The following is a 17,155-nucleotide window of genomic DNA, read 5'->3' as shown; positions in this document are numbered from 1 at the left end:
TTCCACCCTGCGCCCCTGCGTTCTGGAGATTTTTGTGGTAACGGAGGGCCGAGCAGTAAGCCGACTGTTGCCGATTTACTCTGTTCTCGATCAAGGCACCGCGCTCCGCGCGGTGCGGGGCGGCAAGCCCGGCCGGCGGCAAGCCGCCCCGGCCGCCTACGGCGCCGGGGCGGTAAGCCACCGACAGCCGCCGGGACACCGCCCCGCGGTCGGATCTCAGCTCAGCGCGAGTTCGTCCGGGAAGCGCTCGTGAAGCGCGGCAACCGCATGCTTCAGGCAGTAGTCGAGGCTGTGGCCGTCGACCCTGATCGAGGCACCACCGAGCCGCTGACCCGAGATCACCACGGTCCAGGGCTTGCGCTCCCGTTCCCCGTCAATCTTGACCAGCCCGACGAGACCCATCTCCCCCAGGTGCTCCAGCAGCTCCGGCACGCACTCATCCCACCTCATCCACGAATGGGACCACCAAGGCCGCTACGGAAGCCAGCGGGTCGGCCTGGTCGTGCGTCAGGGCTTCCGGCTGCCGCGCCAGTCCAACCCCGGGACTGGCTTGCCACCGAGTCACCGGGTCGCGGCGCCAGCTCCACCGCCAAGAGGTGCCCGCCCCTCCCCCACAGCCGCCGGCTCGACTCCCGAGACCAATCGAGCCCAGGCCGAGGGATGGCCACAACGTCACAGCGACCGGACCGAAACCAAGGCCAACTGAGCCAGCACTCAGGCCGTCTCCAGGCCGTCCCAGGCCGTGGCCAGGCCGTCAAACGCCACCCAACGATGACCAAGGTCAACCAACGGCACCAGATAAAGAACCAGCTCAGAGCCTTGATCAGGTCTCTGAGCTGGTGGGCGACGGACGAGTCGACCTGTACGCCGGATTTTGTGCCCGGCACGCCCGAAGGCGCGCCGGCGGCGGCCATCCATCTCGGCCTGCCGTCGCCGGCAGGCTCCAGCGGCCTACCCGCAGACATCGGGCGGGCAGCCCTCGAGCGTCTGCGCGAGTCGTCATCTTGCGGTGACGGCCCTTTCTTGGCCTTGCTCCGGGTGGGGTTTACCGAGCCACCCCGGTCACCCGGGGTGCTGGTGGGCTCTTACCCCACCGTTTCACCCTTACCGTCCCGTTACGGGCCGGCGGTCTGTTTTCTGTGGCACTGTCCCGCGGGTCACCCCGGGTTGCCGTTAGCAACCACCCTGCCCTGTGGAGTCCGGACGTTCCTCGGCGGCGGGCCGGAGCCCGCCGACGCGACCGCCCGGTCGACTCGTCCGTCGCGCCTCCATCCTAACGACGCGCCCGCCGCCCCCATTTCCGCCCCGACGCCTCCCGGACGTCAGCGGATCTCAGGGAGGATGACCTGCTCCAGCAGCGCGAGCGGGGTCCGCCACTGCTCGGGGTGGTCGTAGTTGCCGGCGGTGACGGCCACGACGAGGTCCAGGCCGGGCAGGACGTAGAGGCGCTGGCCGCCGTTGCCCATCCCCGCCACCAGTTCGTGGCCGGCCACCGAGTCGACGTACCAGTGGTAGCCGTACCGCGCGCCCCATTCGGTCTGGAGGCGCGGCAGGAGCATGGTACGGATCCAGTCGGCGGGGACGAGCCGCTGACCGCGCCACATCCCCTCGCGCAGCACCAGCTCGCCCAGCCGGAGCAGGTCCCGAGGCGCGAGTCGCAGCCCGGACGCGGCGGAGGCCACGCCGTCCGGGCCGGCCATCCACTCGTAGCGGCTGATGCCCAGCGGTTCGAAGAGCGTGGCCTGCGCGTACTCCGGCAGCGACTGGCCGGTGCCGTCGGTGATCAGGTGGCCGAGCAGGGCGGTGGCGCCGCCGCAGTAGGCCCATCGAACGCCGGGCGGCTCGACGATCGGCCGCTCCAGGATGTACCGGTACCGGTCGGGCGCCAGCTCCATCGCGATCTCGGCGTTGGCCGGGCTGTCGTACGGCAGGTCCTCGCGCCATTCCAGCCCCAGCGACATGGTGAGCGCGTGCTCGACGGTGAGCCGGGCGCGCCGGGGGTCGGCCACCAGGTCGGGATACTGCGGGAATCGCGGCAGCAGCGGCTCTGCCGGCGTTGGCACCAGCCCGTCGTGGAGCGCGATGCCGTACAGCAGCGCGGTCACGCTCTTGGTGACCGAGCGGATGTCGTGCAGCGTCCCGGGCCCGAACTCCACGACGCCCAGCGCATTGATCCAGGCGAAGTCCTCGCCGACGCCGTAATATTCCAGCAGGGTTTGGCCGCCCCGGGCCGCGACGACGGCGTGCAGACCGTCGACCTGGCCGGCCCGCAGCGCCTCGTCGAGTCGATCACGCATCTGTGGCCCTCCCCCCGCGTACGTCAGCCCGTTATACCGAATCCGCGCCCGCGCCGCGGCCCCGCAGGGCGGCGGAAGGCGGGCGTACTAACCTCGGGGGACCATGGACCTCTCCGACGTCGCGCTGCTGGTCGCCGCCGGTCTCGCCGCGGGCACGGTGAACGCGGTCGCCGGCGGTGGCTCGCTGATCACGTTCCCGGCGCTGATCGCGACCGGCCTGCCGCCGGTGGCGGCCAACGTCTCGAACTCGGTGGCGGTCTTTCCGGGATACCTGGCGAGTGTGGCGGGCAGCCGGACGGACCTGCCGCGTGGTCGGGCGTTGTGGTCGCTGCTGCCCACCGCCGCGGTGGGCACGGTGGTCGGTTGCGTGCTGCTGCTGGCCACGCCGGCCCGGGCGTTCGAGCTGGTGGTGCCGTTCCTGGTGCTCGGCGCGACGGCGGTGCTGGCGTTCCAGGATCCGCTGCGCCGGCTGGTCGGCCATCCGGCGCGGTTGAGCCCGCGCCGCCGTACCGTCACCGTGCAGGCCATGGTCGGCCTCGGCACGGTGTACGGCGGCTACTTCGGCGCGGCGCTCGGCGTGATGCTGGTGGCCGGGTTGGCGCTGGTGCTGGACGCGACGCTGGCCCGGGTCACGGCGGTGAAGAACCTGCTCTCGGCCGTGGTGGGGCTGACCACGCTGGTGGTGTTCGCGTTGTTCGGCCCGGTGCAGTGGGTGGCCGTCGCGGTGGTCGCGCCGGCCACCCTGGTCGGTGGGTACGCGGGCGCCCGGCTGGCCCGCCGCCTGCCGGCGGTGGTGTTGAAGACGGTCATCGTGGTGTTCGGCACGGTGATCGGCCTCTACCTGCTGTGGCGGGCGCTGACCTGACCGCCGGTCAGTAGGCTTCGCCCACCGGCTCCTCGGGGGCGTGCTCGGCCGTTCGGGCGGCCCGGTTCCACACCACCCGCTCGCCGTAGCCGGCGGCCATCAGGTGACCGAAGGCGAGATAGACCACCACGCCGACGGCGAGCACCCCGAAGCCGACCCAGAACGGCAGCGCCAGGCCGTGTTCGGCGAGCTTGCCGGAGATGATCGGCGCGGGCGCGGCGGCGCCCCAGCGGACCAGGTTGAACGCGCCGGTGGCGACGCGCCGGTCGGCGGAGCCGAGGCCGAGCGCCAGGTCGGTGAGGTTGGCGTTGGCCAGGCCCATGAACAGGCCGGCGACGACCAGCACGGCGAGCGACATGGCGGTGCCGGTGGAGGTGGCGAACAGCACCATGCAGACGAGCAGGCCGCCGATGGCCACGCCGACGGTCTGCACCGCGCCGATGCGGTGGGCGAACCGGTGGCCGATCAGCAGGATGCCGGCGGCCAGGCCGAGGCCCCAGCCGGTGAACGCGAGGCCCAGCGGGATGACGTCGAGGCGCAGGAACAGCGGCGTGTAGCCGAGCACCACGAAGAAGACGAAGTTGTAGGCGGCGGTGACCACGCAGAGGGTGATGAACGCCGGCTTGCGGTAGGTGGCGAAGATCTGGCCGACGCGTACCGGTGCCTGCTTGTTCGTGGGTTCGCGGAGCTTGCGGGCGGCGACGCCGAGCGCGAGCACCATGAAGATGCCGCAGACGAAGAACGGCAGCCGCCAGCTCACCTCGCCGAGCAGGCCGCCGAGCAGCGGGCCGACGGCGAAGCCGAGGCCGAGCGCGGTCTCGAAGAGGCCGACCACCCACTCCCGGTCGTTGGCCAGGTTGACCAGCACCACCATGGCGGTGGCGAAGAACATCGCGTTGCCCAGGCCCCAGACGCCGCGCAGCACGGAGAGTTGGACGATGTCGTTGCTGAACGAGGCGAGGATCGCGGCGAGGCCGACCACCGAGACGCCGGTGACGAGCACCGGTTTGAAGCCGAACCTTCCGCTGGCCAGGGTGGCCGGGATCATGCCGACGGCCATCACCGCGATGTACGCGGTGAAGAGCAGTTCGACCTGCCAGGCGGTGACGCCGATGGCCTCGCCGATGGCGGGCAGGATGGGGTCGACCACCGCGATGCCGGCGATGGCGAGGAACGCCACCAGCGTGGTGGCGTAGATGGCACTGCGGTTGGGCTCGGATCGCCGATCCACTCCGCAACCTCCCAGATGGCTGTATCGTACAGGTAATTTCCCTGTATCATACAACTATGAGCGACGACGACCACGCGAAGGAAGTCACACTCGGCCGGATCGAGACCGAGGTCGCCCTGCTGATGCGGCTGGGCGAGGCCACCCGGCGCGGCACCGGCACCATGGAGCACCGGCTGCTCGACCGGGCCGCGTACGTGATCCTGCGGCACCTCGACCAGGCCGGGCCGCAGAACGTCTCGGCGCTCGCGGCCCGGCTCAACCTCGACGGCTCCACGGTCACCCGGCAGGTCTCCGCGCTCCAGCGCGACGGCCTGATCGCGCGTACCCCCGACCCGGCCGACGGACGCGGCACGGTGATCTCGGCGACGCCGGCCGGGCTCCAGCGGATGGCGGCCGTGCGGGCCGCCCGCACCCGGCTCTACGGCGAGATGCTGTCGGCCTGGTCCGACGCCGACCGCGACACGCTCGCGGAGCTGCTGCACCGCCTCAACGAGGCGCTCGACGCGCGCAACCGCCGCCGCTGAGGCGGTTGTTAAAAGGGGCCCCCTGTTATGCGGAATGCGTTAACAGGGGGCCCCTCCTTCTATGCGACCGGTTCGGGGGCGGAGTCGGCGCGGTCGACGGAGGCCCGCGGCGTCCCCTCGTCGGCGAAGTAGTCGTCCGGCGTGGTGCCGTCCGCGCCGTCGGCCACCTTCGCCGCCCGCAGCACCAGCGTGCCGAGCGCGGCCACCACCAGGTTGACCAGCACCGCCACGATGCCCACGTAGATCGTCTTCTTGGTGTCGAAGCCGAACTCGGAGAGCGGGAACGCCGAGCCGGCGAAGTGCTGCTTGCCGGTCGCCGGGTTGCCGATCTGGTAGAGCATCCACATGCCCAGGCCCATGCCGGCCGCCCAACCGGCGATCAGCGCGCCCCGGTGGAACCAGCGGGTGTAGAGGCCCAGCGCCACCGCCGGCAGCGTCTGGAGGATGATCACGCCGCCGATGAGCTGGAGGTCGATCGAGAACTGCGGGTCGAGGAAGACGATGCAGGCCACCGCGCCGACCTTCACCACCAGCGAGGTGATCTTCGAGACGTTGGCCTCCTGCGCCGGCGTGGCGTCCCGCTTCAGGTATTCCTTGTAGATGTTGCGGGTGAACAGGTTCGCCGCCGCGATCGACATGATCGCCGCGGGCACCAGCGCGCCGATGCCGATGGCCGCGTACGCCACCCCGGCGAACCAGTCCGGGAACTGCTGGTCGAACAGCAGCGGCACCACCGTGTTGCCGTCGACGCTGCCCTCCTTCGCGCCGGGCAGCGGCTTCACGTTCGCCGCGATCGCCATGTAACCGAGCAGCGCGATCAACCCGAGCAGCAGGCTGTACGCCGGCAGCGCGGACATGTTCCGCTTGATCACGTCCCGGTTCCGGCTGGCCAGCACGCCGGTGATGCTGTGCGGGTAGAGGAACAACGCCAGCGCCGAGCCGAACGCCAGCGTCACGTACTGGATCTGGTTGTTGGCGTTGAGCAGGATGCCGTCGCCGGGCGCCGGGGTCGCCTGGAACTTCGCGTCGGCGGCGTCGAAGATGCTGCCCCACCCGCCGAGCTTGTAGGGCAGGTAGATCACCGCCACCAGGATCACGACGTAGATCAGCGAGTCCTTGACGAACGCGATCAGCGCCGGCGCGCGCAGCCCGGACTGGTAGGTGTAGGCGGCCAGGATCGCGAACGCGATGATGATCGGCAGGTGCCGGGCCACCGCGCTGCTCCCGGTCACGCCCATCGTCTTCAGCACCGCCTCGATGCCGACGAGCTGCAACGCGATGTACGGCATGGTCGCGACGATGCCGGTGATCGCCACCAGCAGCGCCAGGACCGGCGATCCGAACCGGTTGCGGACGAAGTCGGCCGGGGTGACGAAGCCGTGCCGGTGCGACACCGACCAGAGCCGGCACAGCACCAGGAACACCAGCGGGTAGATCACGATCGTGTAGGGCACGGCGAAGAACCCGGCCGCGCCGGCTCCGAAGATCAGCGCCGGCACCGCGACGAATGTGTACGCGGTGTAGAGGTCACCGCCGACCAGGAACCAGGTGATCCAGCCGCCGAAGCTGCGCCCGCCCAGCCCCCACTCGTCGAGGTGGGCCATGTCCTGCGGCCGGCGCCACCGGGCCGCCACGAAGCCCATGGCGCTGACCAGCAGGAACAGCAGGGAGAAGACGATGATCTCGGTGAGGTGGTCGCGCCACATCAGTGCTCACCCCGCTTCTTCCTGGTCATCTGGTAGACCAGCGTGGTGGTGCCGACGCCCAGCAGGATCCAGGCCAGTTGCAGCCAGTAGAAGCGTGGGAACCCGAACAGCCGGGGCGAGTCGGCGTTGAAGAATGCCGGGATCAGCGGCACCACGATCGGGATGAGGAGCAGCCAGTTCCAGGGACTCTTGTCCTTCGCCCGGGATCGCGCCGTGTCCGGCGCCTCCGGTTCCGGTGCGTCCATGTGACACCCTCCGGGAGGTCGTAGCGGGCCATGTGACGGCCGGAGGCTACGACCATGTGAGCGCGGTCACGTTCGACTGGCGGACGTCGATGCGCCGAACGGCCGCCGGCATGCGCCGAACGGCCGCCCGGGGCTCAGAGGTTCCGGAGGTGCGCGGTGTCGTTGACGAGGCGGACCGCGACGCCGCCGTCCGGGTACAGGTCGAGCACCGAGACGCCCGCGGTGTCCAGGTAGAGCCGGTGCAGGAACGCGTCGCCGGCGGCGAGCGCGTCGCGCAGCACCAGCTTGATCGGCGAGACGTGCGAGACGACCACCACGGTCTCCCCGGGGTACGCCGACCGCAGCCGGTCCACCGCCCGGCCGGTGCGCGCGGCGACCGTCGTGAACGACTCCCCGTCGGGCGGGCCGATCCGGGTGGAGGCGAGCCAGGCGTCCAGCTCACCCGGCCAGCCCTCGCGCACCTCGGCGAAGGTGCGCCCCTCCCAGATGCCGAAGTCGCACTCGATCAGGTCGTCGTCCGCGCGTACCGGTGGGTTGCCCACCCGGGCGGCGATCGCCTCGGCGGTCGCCGTGCACCGCGACAGCGGCGAGCTGACCACGGCCGCGACGGACGGCGCCAGCTCGGCCACCCGGGCGGCGGTGGCCCGGGCCTGGGCCCGGCCGCGCCCGGTCAGCGGCACGTCGCCGCGACCGGAGTAGCGCTTCTGCACGGTGCGTTCGGTCTCCCCGTGGCGCACCAGGATCAGCCGGGTGCCCTCCTCGGTCGGGCGGGGCTCCCAGGACGCCGGCGTGGTCGCCGGGTCGGTGCCGGTGGCCTTCGCGGTGGCGGCGCGGGCGGCCACCTCACGGGCCGCGGCCCGGCCCGGCGAGTCCGGGCCGGCGACCTCGCGCGGCGGCTCCGCGACCCGCGCCGCGGCGGCCGGCCGACCGGCGGCGGCGGTGTCCATGGCGGCGTTGGCGAGGGCGTCGGCGTGCCTGTTGCGCTCCCGGGGGATCCAGGTGAACCGGACGGCGGCGAACCGGCCGACCAGCGCGGCGGCCTGCGCGGCGAGCGGGCGCAGCCCCGGGTGCTTGATCTGCCAGCGGCCGCACATCTGCTCGACCACCAGCTTGGAGTCCATCCGCGCCTCGACCTCGGCCGCGCCCAGCTCGGCCGCGGCCTCCAGCCCGGCGATCAGGCCCCGGTACTCGGCCACGTTGTTCGTCGCCGTACCGATCGACTCCGACCGCTCGGCCAGCACCTCACCGGTCTCCGGATCCCGGACCACCGCGCCGTAGCCGGCCGGACCGGGGTTGCCCCGGGAGCCGCCGTCGGCCTCGATCACCACCGCGCGCACCGCCACGACGGCTACAGCCCCGACTCGTTGGTGCGGACCATGATCCGGCGGCACTCCTCGCAGCGGACCACGTCGTCCGCGTCGGCCTTGCGGATCCGGGCCAGGTCGGCGCCGGAGAGCTCCAGCCGGCAGCCGCCGCAGCGCCCGCCGGTGAGCAGCGCGGCGCCCAGCCCGGTGTCCTCGCGGATCTTGTCGTAGAGCGTGACCAGGTCCGCCGGCAGGTCGTCGGCGAGCGGCCGGCGGGAGGTGCGCTTGAACTCCTCCTCCTTGGCGATCTCGGCGAGCGCGTCGTCGCGTCGCTGCTCGGCCGCGCCCCGACGCTCCCGGGCCTCGGCGATGCGGCTCTCGACGCCGTCCAGCACGCCCTGCGCGGTCTCCCGCTGCTCCATCAGCTCCAGCTCGGCGTCCTCCAGGTCGCTCTGCCGGCGGTTCAGCGAAACCAGCTCGTGCTGGAGCGCCTCCAGCTCCCGGGCCGGGCCGCTGCCCGAGGCCAGCCGGGCCTCGTCCTTGCTCTTGCGCGCCCGCACCTGGTCGACGTCCTTCTCCAGCCGGGCGATGTCCCGGTCCAGGTCGTCGACGGCCACCTGGGCGCGGACCCGCTCGTCCTCCAGCGCCGACAGCTCGCGCGCGAGCGCCTCCAACTCGGCCCGCTCCGGCAGGCTCCGGCGGCGGTGCGCCAACTGGGCGAGCGTGGTGTCGATCGCCTGCAGGTCGAGCAGGCGACGCTGCACCTTCGGGTCAGCCTTCACGGTCGGGGCTCCTTGTCGTCCGGTCGGGGCGCGGCGGCGTGCACGGTCCAGGGGTCGGTGTCCAGGTCGGACACCACGGTCTCGACGCCCAACTCGGCGGCCAGGTGGGCGGCCGGGTCGTCCAGCCACGGCCGTTCGGTCGCCCAGTGGGCGGCGTCCAACAGGGCCGGGCCGCCGGCGGCGAGGTGCTCCCCGGCCGGGTGGTGGCGCAGGTCCGCGGTGAGGAACGCGTCCACCCCGGCCGCGGTCGCGTCGGCGAGGAAGCCGTCCCCCGAGCCGCCGCTGACGGCGAGGGTACGAACCATACGCCCGGGATCCCCGGCGGCGCGAACGCCCCAGGCGGTGACCGGGAGCACGGCGGCGGCCAGCCGCGTCAGCTCGGCCAGCGTCGTCGGGGCGGGCAGCTCGCCGACCCGACCGATGCCCCGGCCCGGCCCGTCGGCGGGTGAGCCCGGCCGGGGCGGGTGCAGCGGGCGCAGCCCGGTCAGCCCGAACCGGGCGGCCAGGGCGTCGGACACGCCCGGGGCGGCCACGTCGGCGTTGGTGTGCGCCACGTACAGGGCGACGTCGGCCTTGATCAGCCGGTGCACGATCCGGCCCTTGTACGTGGTGGCGGCCACCGAGGAGACGCCGCGCAGCAGCAGCGGGTGGTGCGCGACGATCATGTCGGCGCCGGCGGCGAGCGCCTCCTCGACCGTCTCCGGGACCACGTCGACCACGCAGGCGACCCGGCTCACCGGCTGGTCGGGCTCGCCCAGCACCAGGCCGACCCGGTCCCACTCCTCGGCCCAGGCGGGCGGGTAGCGGCGGTCCAGGGCGGCCGCCACGTCGGCGACGGTGGTCGGGGATCCGGTTGTGCTCACGGCCGGCCAGCTTACCGGCGTCCGGCGGTCGGCACGCCCACGGCGGGCGGGCGGGGCCCCCGGACGTCGCCGGGAGCCCCCGTGCTCACACCGTCCGGGCGACCGGCGCGACCGGCCGCGCCGCGCCGCGCAGCGCGGCCAGGCCGGCGTCCCAGGGGAACGCGTCCAGGTGCCGCTCACCGGTGCCCGGCGGGTGCAGGCGGACCACGTGGTCACCGAAGACCACCCGGACGCCCCACTCGGCGAGCCGGGCCAGGCTGGACCGGAACGCCGGGTGCCCGGCCATCGCCGCGTTCGTGTACGGGACGGCGGCGATCGGCACCCCCAGCCCCTGCGCCTCGACCAGCAGGCCGAGCGCGAGCGTGTCGGTGATGCCGGCCGCCCACTTGTTGATCGTGTTCACCGTGGCCGGGCAGACCAGCATGGCGTCCGCCGCCGGCAGCACGTCCGGGTCCCCGGGGTTCTTGTAGTGCGTACGGACCGGGTGGCCGGTCTGGCGGGCCAACGCGGCCCGGTCGACGAACTTCGCGCCGTCCGGCGTGGTGACCACGCAGGCCGCCCAGCCGTCGGACCGGGCGAGGTCGACCAGGCGGCCGACGTGACGGGCCAGCGGCGAACCGCAGGCGATGACGTAGAGCACCCCGCGGTGCCCGGTGCTGGTGTGCGGACCGCTCATCCGGCAGTGCCCGCGCTCATACTCCGACTCCCATGTGCTCAGCCAACTCCGCAATCGGCGGCGGCGGCGCACCCCGTGTGCGACGGAGGACCTCGGACATGAGTTCGTGGGCGATCGGCCGGCACCGGATCTCCGACGGCGCGAGCCGGTCGCCCTGCAACAGCATGTCGCCGGCGTTGCCGACGTCGCCGATCTGGGAGTAGGCCCGGGACAGGTCGAGCAGATGGTGGGCGCGCCGCTCGGGCAGCAGCGCGTTGAACGCGTGCCCGTTCATCCGCTGGTGGGTCTCCACCGCCCGGCCGCCGTCACCCAGCTCGACCGCCGCCGCGGCGCGGTGCAGCTCCAGGTTGGTCGGGCCGAACGACGTCCAGTAGTGGTTGTGGTCGCCGCCGAGCAGGGTGGCCGCCTCCGCGGCGCCGCTGAGCAGGTCGTCCACGGTCGCCGAGTCGCCGATGCGGGCCGCGGCCATCGCGCCCTGGAGCAGCAGCATGCCGTAGACGGAGAGCCGCCTGGGATCGGCGTCGTTGTCGCCGCCGGGGGCGAGCCGGTCGGCGATCCGCACGTTGAGTTCGAGCGCGGGGCGGGGGCGGCCCATCGCGACGAGGGCGTTGCAGACCCGGGTGGTGGCGATGCCGGCGAGCAGCGGGTCGTCGGCCCGCTGGGCGACCGCCATCGAGCGGTCGGCGGCCAGCCAGGCCAGGTTGCACTCGCCCAGCTTGCGCAGCACCGAGGAGGCGATCTGGTAGACCTGCCCGAGCAGGTGGGCGGCCTCGCGGCCCCGGTCGTCGCCGCCGTACGTGGCGTCCGCCGCCTGGGCGTCGCGCAGCAGCTTGGGCAGCGCGCGGGTGAGCATGCCGTAGCGGCCGTACTGGTAGGTGAGCCAGGCGTGGTTGACCGCCTTGCGCATGTCGTCGAGCGGCGGCGGGTAGGGCGCGGCGTCGAAGTAGGCGCTCATCGAGTCGTAGCGCTCCAGCGCGGTGCGGATCTCCTCCACCTCGACCTGGTCGATGCAGTTGAGCGCGTCGGTGCGCCGCTCCGGGTCCTTGCCGTGCAGCAGTTGCACGTCGATCTGGAGGATGTCGGCGATCTCGTAGAGCACGGAGAACTTGTCCAGCCGGCGGACGCCGCGTTCCACCTTGTCCACCCAGCTCTTCGACTTGCCGAGCCGGTCGGCGAAGACCTGCTGGGACATCTTGCGCCGGCTCCGCCAGTAGGCCACCCGCCGGCCTATGGGTAGTTCGTCCATTCCTTCCCCCTCCCCCTCTCAGCGCCGGCAGTCACCCCCATGTCCACCAGGTTTGCCCTGGTCGCACAGGTTGTGCGTCAGCCGTCCAGCCAGTTCTCGTAGTTTTCGTGCAAGTTGCACCGGCCGTTCGTCAACTCAACGATCGCGGGTTACGGCAGTGACGGTTCTCGACGTGTGGCGGTGGACGGATTCGGTGGGGCGAGAGGGGATGGCACACATGTGGGGGAACGTCAGACCGCGCGTCGCTCACCTGTCGCCGTTGGAACGGGTGCGGCTGCGCCGGGTCGCTGTCCGGTACGCGCTGCACGGCTGGCCGGTCACGCCGGGCGCCTGCCTGGCCAACCGGCGCTTCGTCTGCGGCCGGGTTGGCTGCCCCACCGTCGGCTGCCATCCGGCGCTGGAGGACTGGGAACACGCGGCGAGCGCCGACCCGGCCCGGGTGGCCACCTGGTGGCGCAGCCGCCCGCACGGCGTGCTGCTGCCCACCGGGCACGCGTTCGACGTGCTGGAGGTCGCCGCGCACCTGGGCCGGCGGGTGCTGGACGCGGTCGCGACCCATCCGGCCGGCCTCGGCGTACGTGGGCCGGTGCTGGTCACCCCGACCGGCCGGTGGATGTTCCTGGTCCGCCCCGGCGACCCGCTGCGGCCGGAGCTGGAGCACTGCTTCCACGTGGTGCGGCACGGTCCCGGCTCGTGGATCCCGGCCCCGCCGACCCGGCTCCCCGAGGGGACGGTGCGCTGGGCGGTCGCCCCGGAGCAGGCCCGGTGGCAGATGCCCGACTCCTACCTGGTGCAGAACGCGCTGATCGCGGCGTTACGGGCGGCCGGCATCACGCTGACCCCGGACCTGTTCCCCGGTCATCTCCCGCTGCCCCGGCGCGCGCGCTGACCGGCCCGCTCCTGACCGCCGCGCTCCGCCGCCGGGGCCGCCGGCTCCCGACAGTTGTCCGACAGCGACCTCCCCGCCACCGCACTCGTTGTGTCTGGCGAGGGCGCATCCGCGCCAGAGCGGGGGTTGGGGATGTCCCAGGACGACGCGGCCCGCCACACCGGCGGCACCGAACCACCGCGGCACCGGCGCCGCCCCCACCCGTGGGCCTTCACCCGCCCCCGGGGCGCCCGTCCCGGCCGCCCCCGCCCACCGGGCTCCCGCCCCGCCATCCTCCACCGCCCCCTCCGCTGACCCGCCCACCGGGTGTCCGAGGGGGGCCGTGAAACACCCTGCGTCGCTGTCAGAGAGTCAGGGGGGTCGCCGGGAGGGTGCGGGAGTGCAGGAGGCGGGCGTCGTCGGTGACGACAGCGTGCCGCCAGCGGGTGGGGAGGCGGTCCAGCCAGGTGATGCCGGGCTCGCCCATGGCGACGGCCGCCGTGGCGTACGCGTCCGCCTCGCCCAGGTCTGGGCCGACCACGGTGACCGAGCGCAGACCGCTCGCCGGCGTGCCCCGGCGCGGGTCGAGCACGTGGTGCCCCCGCTCGTAGACCCCCGAGGTGGCGACCGCCAGGTCGGTACCGGCCAGCACCAGGCAGGTGGCCGTCGGGTCCCACGGGTGCCGCACGCCGATCCGCCACGGCTCACCGGCGGCGGTGCGACCCCGGACCCGCACGTCGCCGCCGGCGTTCACGCAGTGGTTCGGGGCACCGGCCGCCACCAGCCGGTCCGAGGCGACCTGCGCCGCCCAGCCCTTCACATATCCGGACGGGTCCAGCCGGCCGGTCGCGTACGCGTCGAAGAAGCCGTCCGTGGTCGTCCACAGGTCGGCGCAGCGCTCCAGCACCGTCCGCAGGTCGCCGGACGCCTCGGCCAACGGCAGCTCGCCCCGGTTGAGCCGGCACACCTGACTGTCGTCGCGGTAGGTGCTGAACCGCGCATCCACCTCGCGCATCCAGTCGAACGTCCGCTCGACCAGCTCGTGCAGCGTGGCGGCGGGCAGGTCATCGGCCAGGTCGAGGCTGATCGCCGTACCCATGATCTGCTCGACCCGGCGCAGTCCGGGCCGGGCGGCGGCGGAACTCACGCCTTGTCGAGCGCGGCCTGCAACGACCGCTGGTAGGCGGTGCTGGTGTAGGTGGCGCCGGAGACGGTGCTCAGGTTGGCGCTCTGCTTGGCCACCACCTCGCCCGAGCTGCCGCTGTAGCGGGCCTGCACGTCGTCGGCGCGCTGCCCCTCCTGACCGCCGACCGGCATGTCCAGGCCGGTGGCGTCGACGATGCGGCTGCCGTTCAGCGTGATCTGCACCCGCAGCGACCCGTACCGGTAGGTGACGGTCGGCCCGGTCACCGTGCGGGTGGTGACCCTCGGCGCCGTCGTGGTGGTCCTCGGCGCGGCCGGTGCGGTCCGGGTCCGGGTGCTGGTCCGGGTGGCCGGTGTCCGCTCGGCGGAGGGCTTCGCGCTCGGCTCCTCCGCCGCGCCGGGCGTCGCCGAGACGCTCGGCGCGGCGGCCGAGGGCGCGGCGTCGCCGGGGGCGGGCGAGCCGCCCGGGGTGACCGGGGCCTGCGCGGCCGGCACGTCCTGGGCCGTGACCGACCCGGCGCCCGGGCCGCCCTTGAGCACCACCAGGGCGGTCGTGCCGGCGGCCAGTCCGGTGATCGCCAGGAGCGCGCGACGCATGATGGGTGCCTTCCTACAACTCGAACGCGGTGAGGTGGATCTGGCGGCGCGGCACGCCGGCCGCCCGCAACACCTTGACGGACTCGTCGACCAGGCCGACCGGCCCGCACAGGTAGACGTCGCGACGGGTCAGGTCCGGCACCAGCCGGCGCAGCCCCTCCGGGTTCATCACCTGGCGCGGCCCGGGATCGTCGCGGCGGCCGATGACGTACCAGACCGAGGTCTGCCGGGCCTGGGCGAGCCAGTCCAGCTCCCGGTGCAGCAGCACGTCGGCGGGTTGCCGCGCCCGGTAGATCAGCGCCGCGCCCGGCGGCAACTCCTCCAGCATCGCCCGCAGCGGCGCGATGCCGCTGCCACCGGCGATGAGCAGGGCCCGCTCCCGGGTGCGGTGCGCCGCGGTGAACGTGCCGAACGGACCCTCGGCCCAGGCGCGGGTGCCCGGGGTGAGGTCGCGCAGCTCGGCCGTGTGCTTGCCGACCACCTTCACGGTCAGCCGCAGCCAACGGCCGTTGGCCGCCGCGGAGACCGAGAACGGATGCGACTCCCACCAGCAGCCCGGGTTGAGGAACCGCCAGCGGAAATATTGACCGCCGAGCATGTCGATCTGGTTGAGCCGGTGCCCGGTCAGGTAGATCGAGATGGTGTCCGGGCTCTCCGCCACCACGTCGGCCACCCGCAGCCGGTGCCGCAGGTTGAACGCCAGCGGCGCGAGCAGCCGGCCCCACAGCAGCGCGGCCACCACCAACAGGTACGCGGCGATCCAGCCGGTACGCACCGGCCCCGGCTCGTGGAGCTGGGCGCCGTTGCTGAACTGGTGCGCGTAGCCGAGCAGCAGGGCCAGATAGCTGGTCAGGTGCAGGACGTACCAGAGTTCGTAGGGCAACCGCCGGCGCACGCCGCGCACCGCGGTGAACCCGACCAGCACCATGACGCCGGCGGCCACGAATGCGGAGACCATGTCCTCGTAGTCGGACAGCAGCGTGCCGACCTCGCCGAACACGGAGTTGCGCTCCTGCCGGGCGTAACCGACCACCAGCAGCGCCAGGTGGGTCAGCACCGCCACCAGCAGCGTCGCGCCGAGGTCCCGGTGCAGCCGGGAGATCCGCTCGCCGCCCAGCGAGCGTTCCAGCACGCCGAGCCGGCTCATCGCCAGCACCTGCACCAGCAGCAGGTAGCCGGCGATCAGGCCGGTGATCCGCCCGCCGGCGGTGAGCAGGTCGGCGGTGTCGGTCAGGGAGCCGGCCGGGGTGTCCAGCCACCACGGCACGACGGCGGCGGCCAGGCCGAGCCAGAAGAGCGTCGTCAGCGCCCGCCGGCCGCCGGGTCCGCGACGCGGCCGGCCGGGTGGTACGGAAGCAGCCGGACGGCCGCCGTACGGGGCGGGATGCCCGGTACGACGGCCGGCGGCGTGGGTGTCCTGATACGTCACGCGTACATCTTGATCGGGGTGAACTTCTGCTTCGGGAACACCTTGTCCACCTCGGCGGTGGTCAGACCGAAGCGACCCTGGGCCACCGACCCGTAGACGTTGAACATGTTGTTGTACTCCGGCACGTCACCGCTGTCCAGCTTGCTCAGCCCGTTCCACGTGCCGAGCAGCGAGCCGGCGAGCTTGCGGCCGGACAGCACGGTGACCACACCGCCGTGCCCGTGGTCGGTGCCACCCTTGTTCGAGGCGACCCGCCGGCCGAACTCGCTGGACACCATGATCGTCACGTCGGCTGCCTGGTCGCCCAGGTCGGTGAAGAAGGCCGCCATCGCCTTCGCCAGCTCGTTGAGCCGCCGCCAGAGCTGGCCGCCCTCGCTGGTGCCCTGGTTCTCGTGGGTGTCGTAGCCGCCCATGCCGACGGTCGCCACCCGCACGTTCGCCCCGCCCTTGATGAGCTGGGCGAGCTGCTTGAAGGCGTTGCCGACACCCTGGTACTCCACGCCGGCCGCCGCGGCGTACGGCTTGGCGGCGAGCTTCTGCGCGGTGGCCAGCGCGCCCATGCCCTCGATGACCGCGTCCTCCACCGGGTGGTTGATCCCGGTGAACAGGCCGCGGATCGCCTTCTCGGTGGCCGCGCGGAACCTGTCGTCGCCGTTGAGCCGCAGGTCGCCGACGCTGTTGAGCGCCAGCGCGCCGTTCACGCCGACCAGCGAACGCGGCAGCGTGCTGCCGATGCCCACGCTGCGGAACGCGGTGCCCTTGCCGAGCGCGTCGACCAGGCTGTCCAGCCAGCCCCGGCCGCCGGTCTCGCCGGGGAGGCCGCCCAGGTTGCAGGCGTCGGCGGCCTGGAAGTGGCTGCGGGACAGCCGCGGGTCGGACACCGCCGGCACGAAGCCGAGCTGCCCGGCCTTCAGCCACTTCTCCAGCGGAGAGAACGCGCTGGTCAGCTTGAAGCCGCGGTCCAGGGCCAGCGAGTCGTTGCCGAGCAGCAGATCCGGGCGGACTTTGCCGAGCACCGGGTCGCTGGCCGGCGCGACCAGGCTCAACCCGTCCAGCCCGCCGTAGAGGAAGACGTGGATCAGGGTGCCGGTCTTGGTCGCCGCGAACGACGCCGAGGTGGTCACGAACTGCGCGGTGGCCAGCGCGGTCGCGGTGGCCGCGGCACCGGCGACGAAGGTACGCCGGGTGACGCCCCGGCCGTCCTGCTGGGCCTCCTCGACCTCCTCCAGCCGGCGGTACCGGTCCGCCTCGGCCACGTTCTCGGCCGCGACGACGTCCGCCTCCGCGCGCAGCAGCGCCTCGGCCGGGTTGTCGGCCAGCCGCCGCACGTCGGGGCATTCGGGGTGCAGGGGGTACGGGTTCACGGTCATCTCCATCGA

General features: G+C 73.0%; 17 protein-coding genes and 1 other RNA gene. 3 read left to right on the top strand and 15 right to left on the bottom strand.

Going from position 1 to position 17,155, the window contains the following annotated elements:
• Window positions 1–216: 216 nt before the first annotated feature.
• From O7618_RS02580 to O7618_RS02570, 3 genes are all read right to left on the bottom strand, one after another.
• Complete coding sequence (locus O7618_RS02580) at window positions 217–450, bottom strand: hypothetical protein (RefSeq protein WP_278104335.1); 234 nt, start codon at window positions 448–450, stop codon at window positions 217–219.
• 397 nt (window positions 451–847) lie between these two features.
• Window positions 848–1,256, bottom strand: an RNA gene (rnpB, locus tag O7618_RS02575) — RNase P RNA component class A.
• A 66-nt stretch (window positions 1,257–1,322) separates the two neighbouring features.
• The gene (locus O7618_RS02570) at window positions 1,323–2,297 is read right to left on the bottom strand and encodes a serine hydrolase (RefSeq protein ID WP_278104334.1); all 975 of its coding nucleotides are present in this window, start codon (window positions 2,295–2,297) and stop codon (window positions 1,323–1,325) included.
• 103 nt (window positions 2,298–2,400) lie between these two features.
• On the opposite strand from O7618_RS02570, the gene O7618_RS02565 reads away from it, so the two are divergent.
• Window positions 2,401–3,162 (top strand): sulfite exporter TauE/SafE family protein, encoded by a 762-nt coding sequence (locus tag O7618_RS02565; RefSeq protein WP_278104333.1) that lies wholly within the window; start codon window positions 2,401–2,403, stop codon window positions 3,160–3,162.
• Window positions 3,163–3,169: 7 nt separating this feature from the next.
• On the opposite strand, the gene O7618_RS02560 is transcribed toward O7618_RS02565, so the two are convergent.
• Window positions 3,170–4,393 (bottom strand): MFS transporter, encoded by a 1,224-nt coding sequence (locus O7618_RS02560; protein ID WP_278104332.1) that lies wholly within the window; start codon window positions 4,391–4,393, stop codon window positions 3,170–3,172.
• 56 nt (window positions 4,394–4,449) lie between these two features.
• Here O7618_RS02560 and O7618_RS02555 point away from each other — a divergent pair, with 56 nt between their 5' ends.
• Window positions 4,450–4,917, top strand: a complete 468-nt coding sequence (locus tag O7618_RS02555) for a MarR family transcriptional regulator (RefSeq protein ID WP_278104331.1) — start codon at window positions 4,450–4,452, stop codon at window positions 4,915–4,917.
• 59 nt (window positions 4,918–4,976) lie between these two features.
• Here the strand turns inward: O7618_RS02555 and O7618_RS02550 are convergent, their stop codons facing one another.
• The 7 genes from O7618_RS02550 to O7618_RS02520 all read right to left on the bottom strand — a co-directional run bounded on the left by O7618_RS02550 (window position 4,977) and on the right by O7618_RS02520 (window position 11,739).
• Window positions 4,977–6,623 (bottom strand): sodium:solute symporter, encoded by a 1,647-nt coding sequence (locus tag O7618_RS02550; RefSeq protein WP_278104330.1) that lies wholly within the window; start codon window positions 6,621–6,623, stop codon window positions 4,977–4,979.
• On the bottom strand, window positions 6,623–6,868 hold the full coding sequence (locus tag O7618_RS02545; protein WP_278104329.1) for a DUF3311 domain-containing protein: 246 nt from the start codon (window positions 6,866–6,868) through the stop codon (window positions 6,623–6,625). Before O7618_RS02545 ends, O7618_RS02550 begins: the two co-directional genes overlap by 1 nt.
• Before the next feature lie 134 nt (window positions 6,869–7,002).
• Complete coding sequence (locus O7618_RS02540) at window positions 7,003–8,211, bottom strand: bifunctional RNase H/acid phosphatase (RefSeq protein WP_278104328.1); 1,209 nt, start codon at window positions 8,209–8,211, stop codon at window positions 7,003–7,005.
• A gap of 5 nt (window positions 8,212–8,216) precedes the next feature.
• Complete coding sequence (locus O7618_RS02535; protein WP_278104327.1) at window positions 8,217–8,954, bottom strand: C4-type zinc ribbon domain-containing protein; 738 nt, start codon at window positions 8,952–8,954, stop codon at window positions 8,217–8,219.
• Window positions 8,951–9,781 carry a Nif3-like dinuclear metal center hexameric protein gene (locus O7618_RS02530; protein ID WP_278109883.1) on the bottom strand — a complete coding sequence of 277 codons (831 nt, stop codon included), beginning with the start codon at window positions 9,779–9,781 and terminating at the stop codon, window positions 8,951–8,953. The genes O7618_RS02535 and O7618_RS02530 overlap by 4 nt, the downstream gene beginning before the upstream one ends.
• 121 nt (window positions 9,782–9,902) lie before the next feature.
• A complete protein-coding gene (locus O7618_RS02525; protein WP_278104326.1) occupies window positions 9,903–10,493 on the bottom strand; it encodes a flavoprotein in 591 nt (196 codons plus the stop codon).
• Window positions 10,494–10,509: 16 nt separating this feature from the next.
• Window positions 10,510–11,739 carry a helix-turn-helix domain-containing protein gene (locus O7618_RS02520; RefSeq protein WP_278104325.1) on the bottom strand — a complete coding sequence of 410 codons (1,230 nt, stop codon included), beginning with the start codon at window positions 11,737–11,739 and terminating at the stop codon, window positions 10,510–10,512.
• Between the two features lie 217 nt (window positions 11,740–11,956).
• Between O7618_RS02520 and O7618_RS02515 the strand changes: the two genes are divergently transcribed.
• Complete coding sequence (locus tag O7618_RS02515; protein ID WP_278104324.1) at window positions 11,957–12,628, top strand: bifunctional DNA primase/polymerase; 672 nt, start codon at window positions 11,957–11,959, stop codon at window positions 12,626–12,628.
• Window positions 12,629–12,971: 343 nt separating this feature from the next.
• Here O7618_RS02515 and O7618_RS02510 read toward each other — a convergent pair whose 3' ends face one another.
• From O7618_RS02510 to O7618_RS02495, 4 genes are read right to left on the bottom strand one after another with little or no spacing between them, the layout of a single operon-like run.
• Complete coding sequence (locus O7618_RS02510) at window positions 12,972–13,706, bottom strand: FAD:protein FMN transferase (protein ID WP_278109882.1); 735 nt, start codon at window positions 13,704–13,706, stop codon at window positions 12,972–12,974.
• A gap of 44 nt (window positions 13,707–13,750) precedes the next feature.
• Window positions 13,751–14,347, bottom strand: a complete 597-nt coding sequence (locus O7618_RS02505) for an FMN-binding protein (RefSeq protein ID WP_278104323.1) — start codon at window positions 14,345–14,347, stop codon at window positions 13,751–13,753.
• A gap of 13 nt (window positions 14,348–14,360) precedes the next feature.
• Window positions 14,361–15,776, bottom strand: a complete 1,416-nt coding sequence (locus O7618_RS02500) for a ferredoxin reductase family protein (protein WP_278104322.1) — start codon at window positions 15,774–15,776, stop codon at window positions 14,361–14,363.
• A complete protein-coding gene (locus O7618_RS02495; protein ID WP_278109881.1) occupies window positions 15,773–17,146 on the bottom strand; it encodes a DUF1501 domain-containing protein in 1,374 nt (457 codons plus the stop codon). The genes O7618_RS02500 and O7618_RS02495 overlap by 4 nt, the downstream gene beginning before the upstream one ends.
• Window positions 17,147–17,155: the final 9 nt, after the last annotated feature.

The organism is Micromonospora sp. WMMD980, from assembly GCF_029626035.1.
Lineage (GTDB): Bacteria > Actinomycetota > Actinomycetes > Mycobacteriales > Micromonosporaceae > Micromonospora.
The sequence above is the reverse complement of the archived record's forward strand: the minus strand, read 5'-3'. Positions and strand labels throughout refer to the sequence as shown.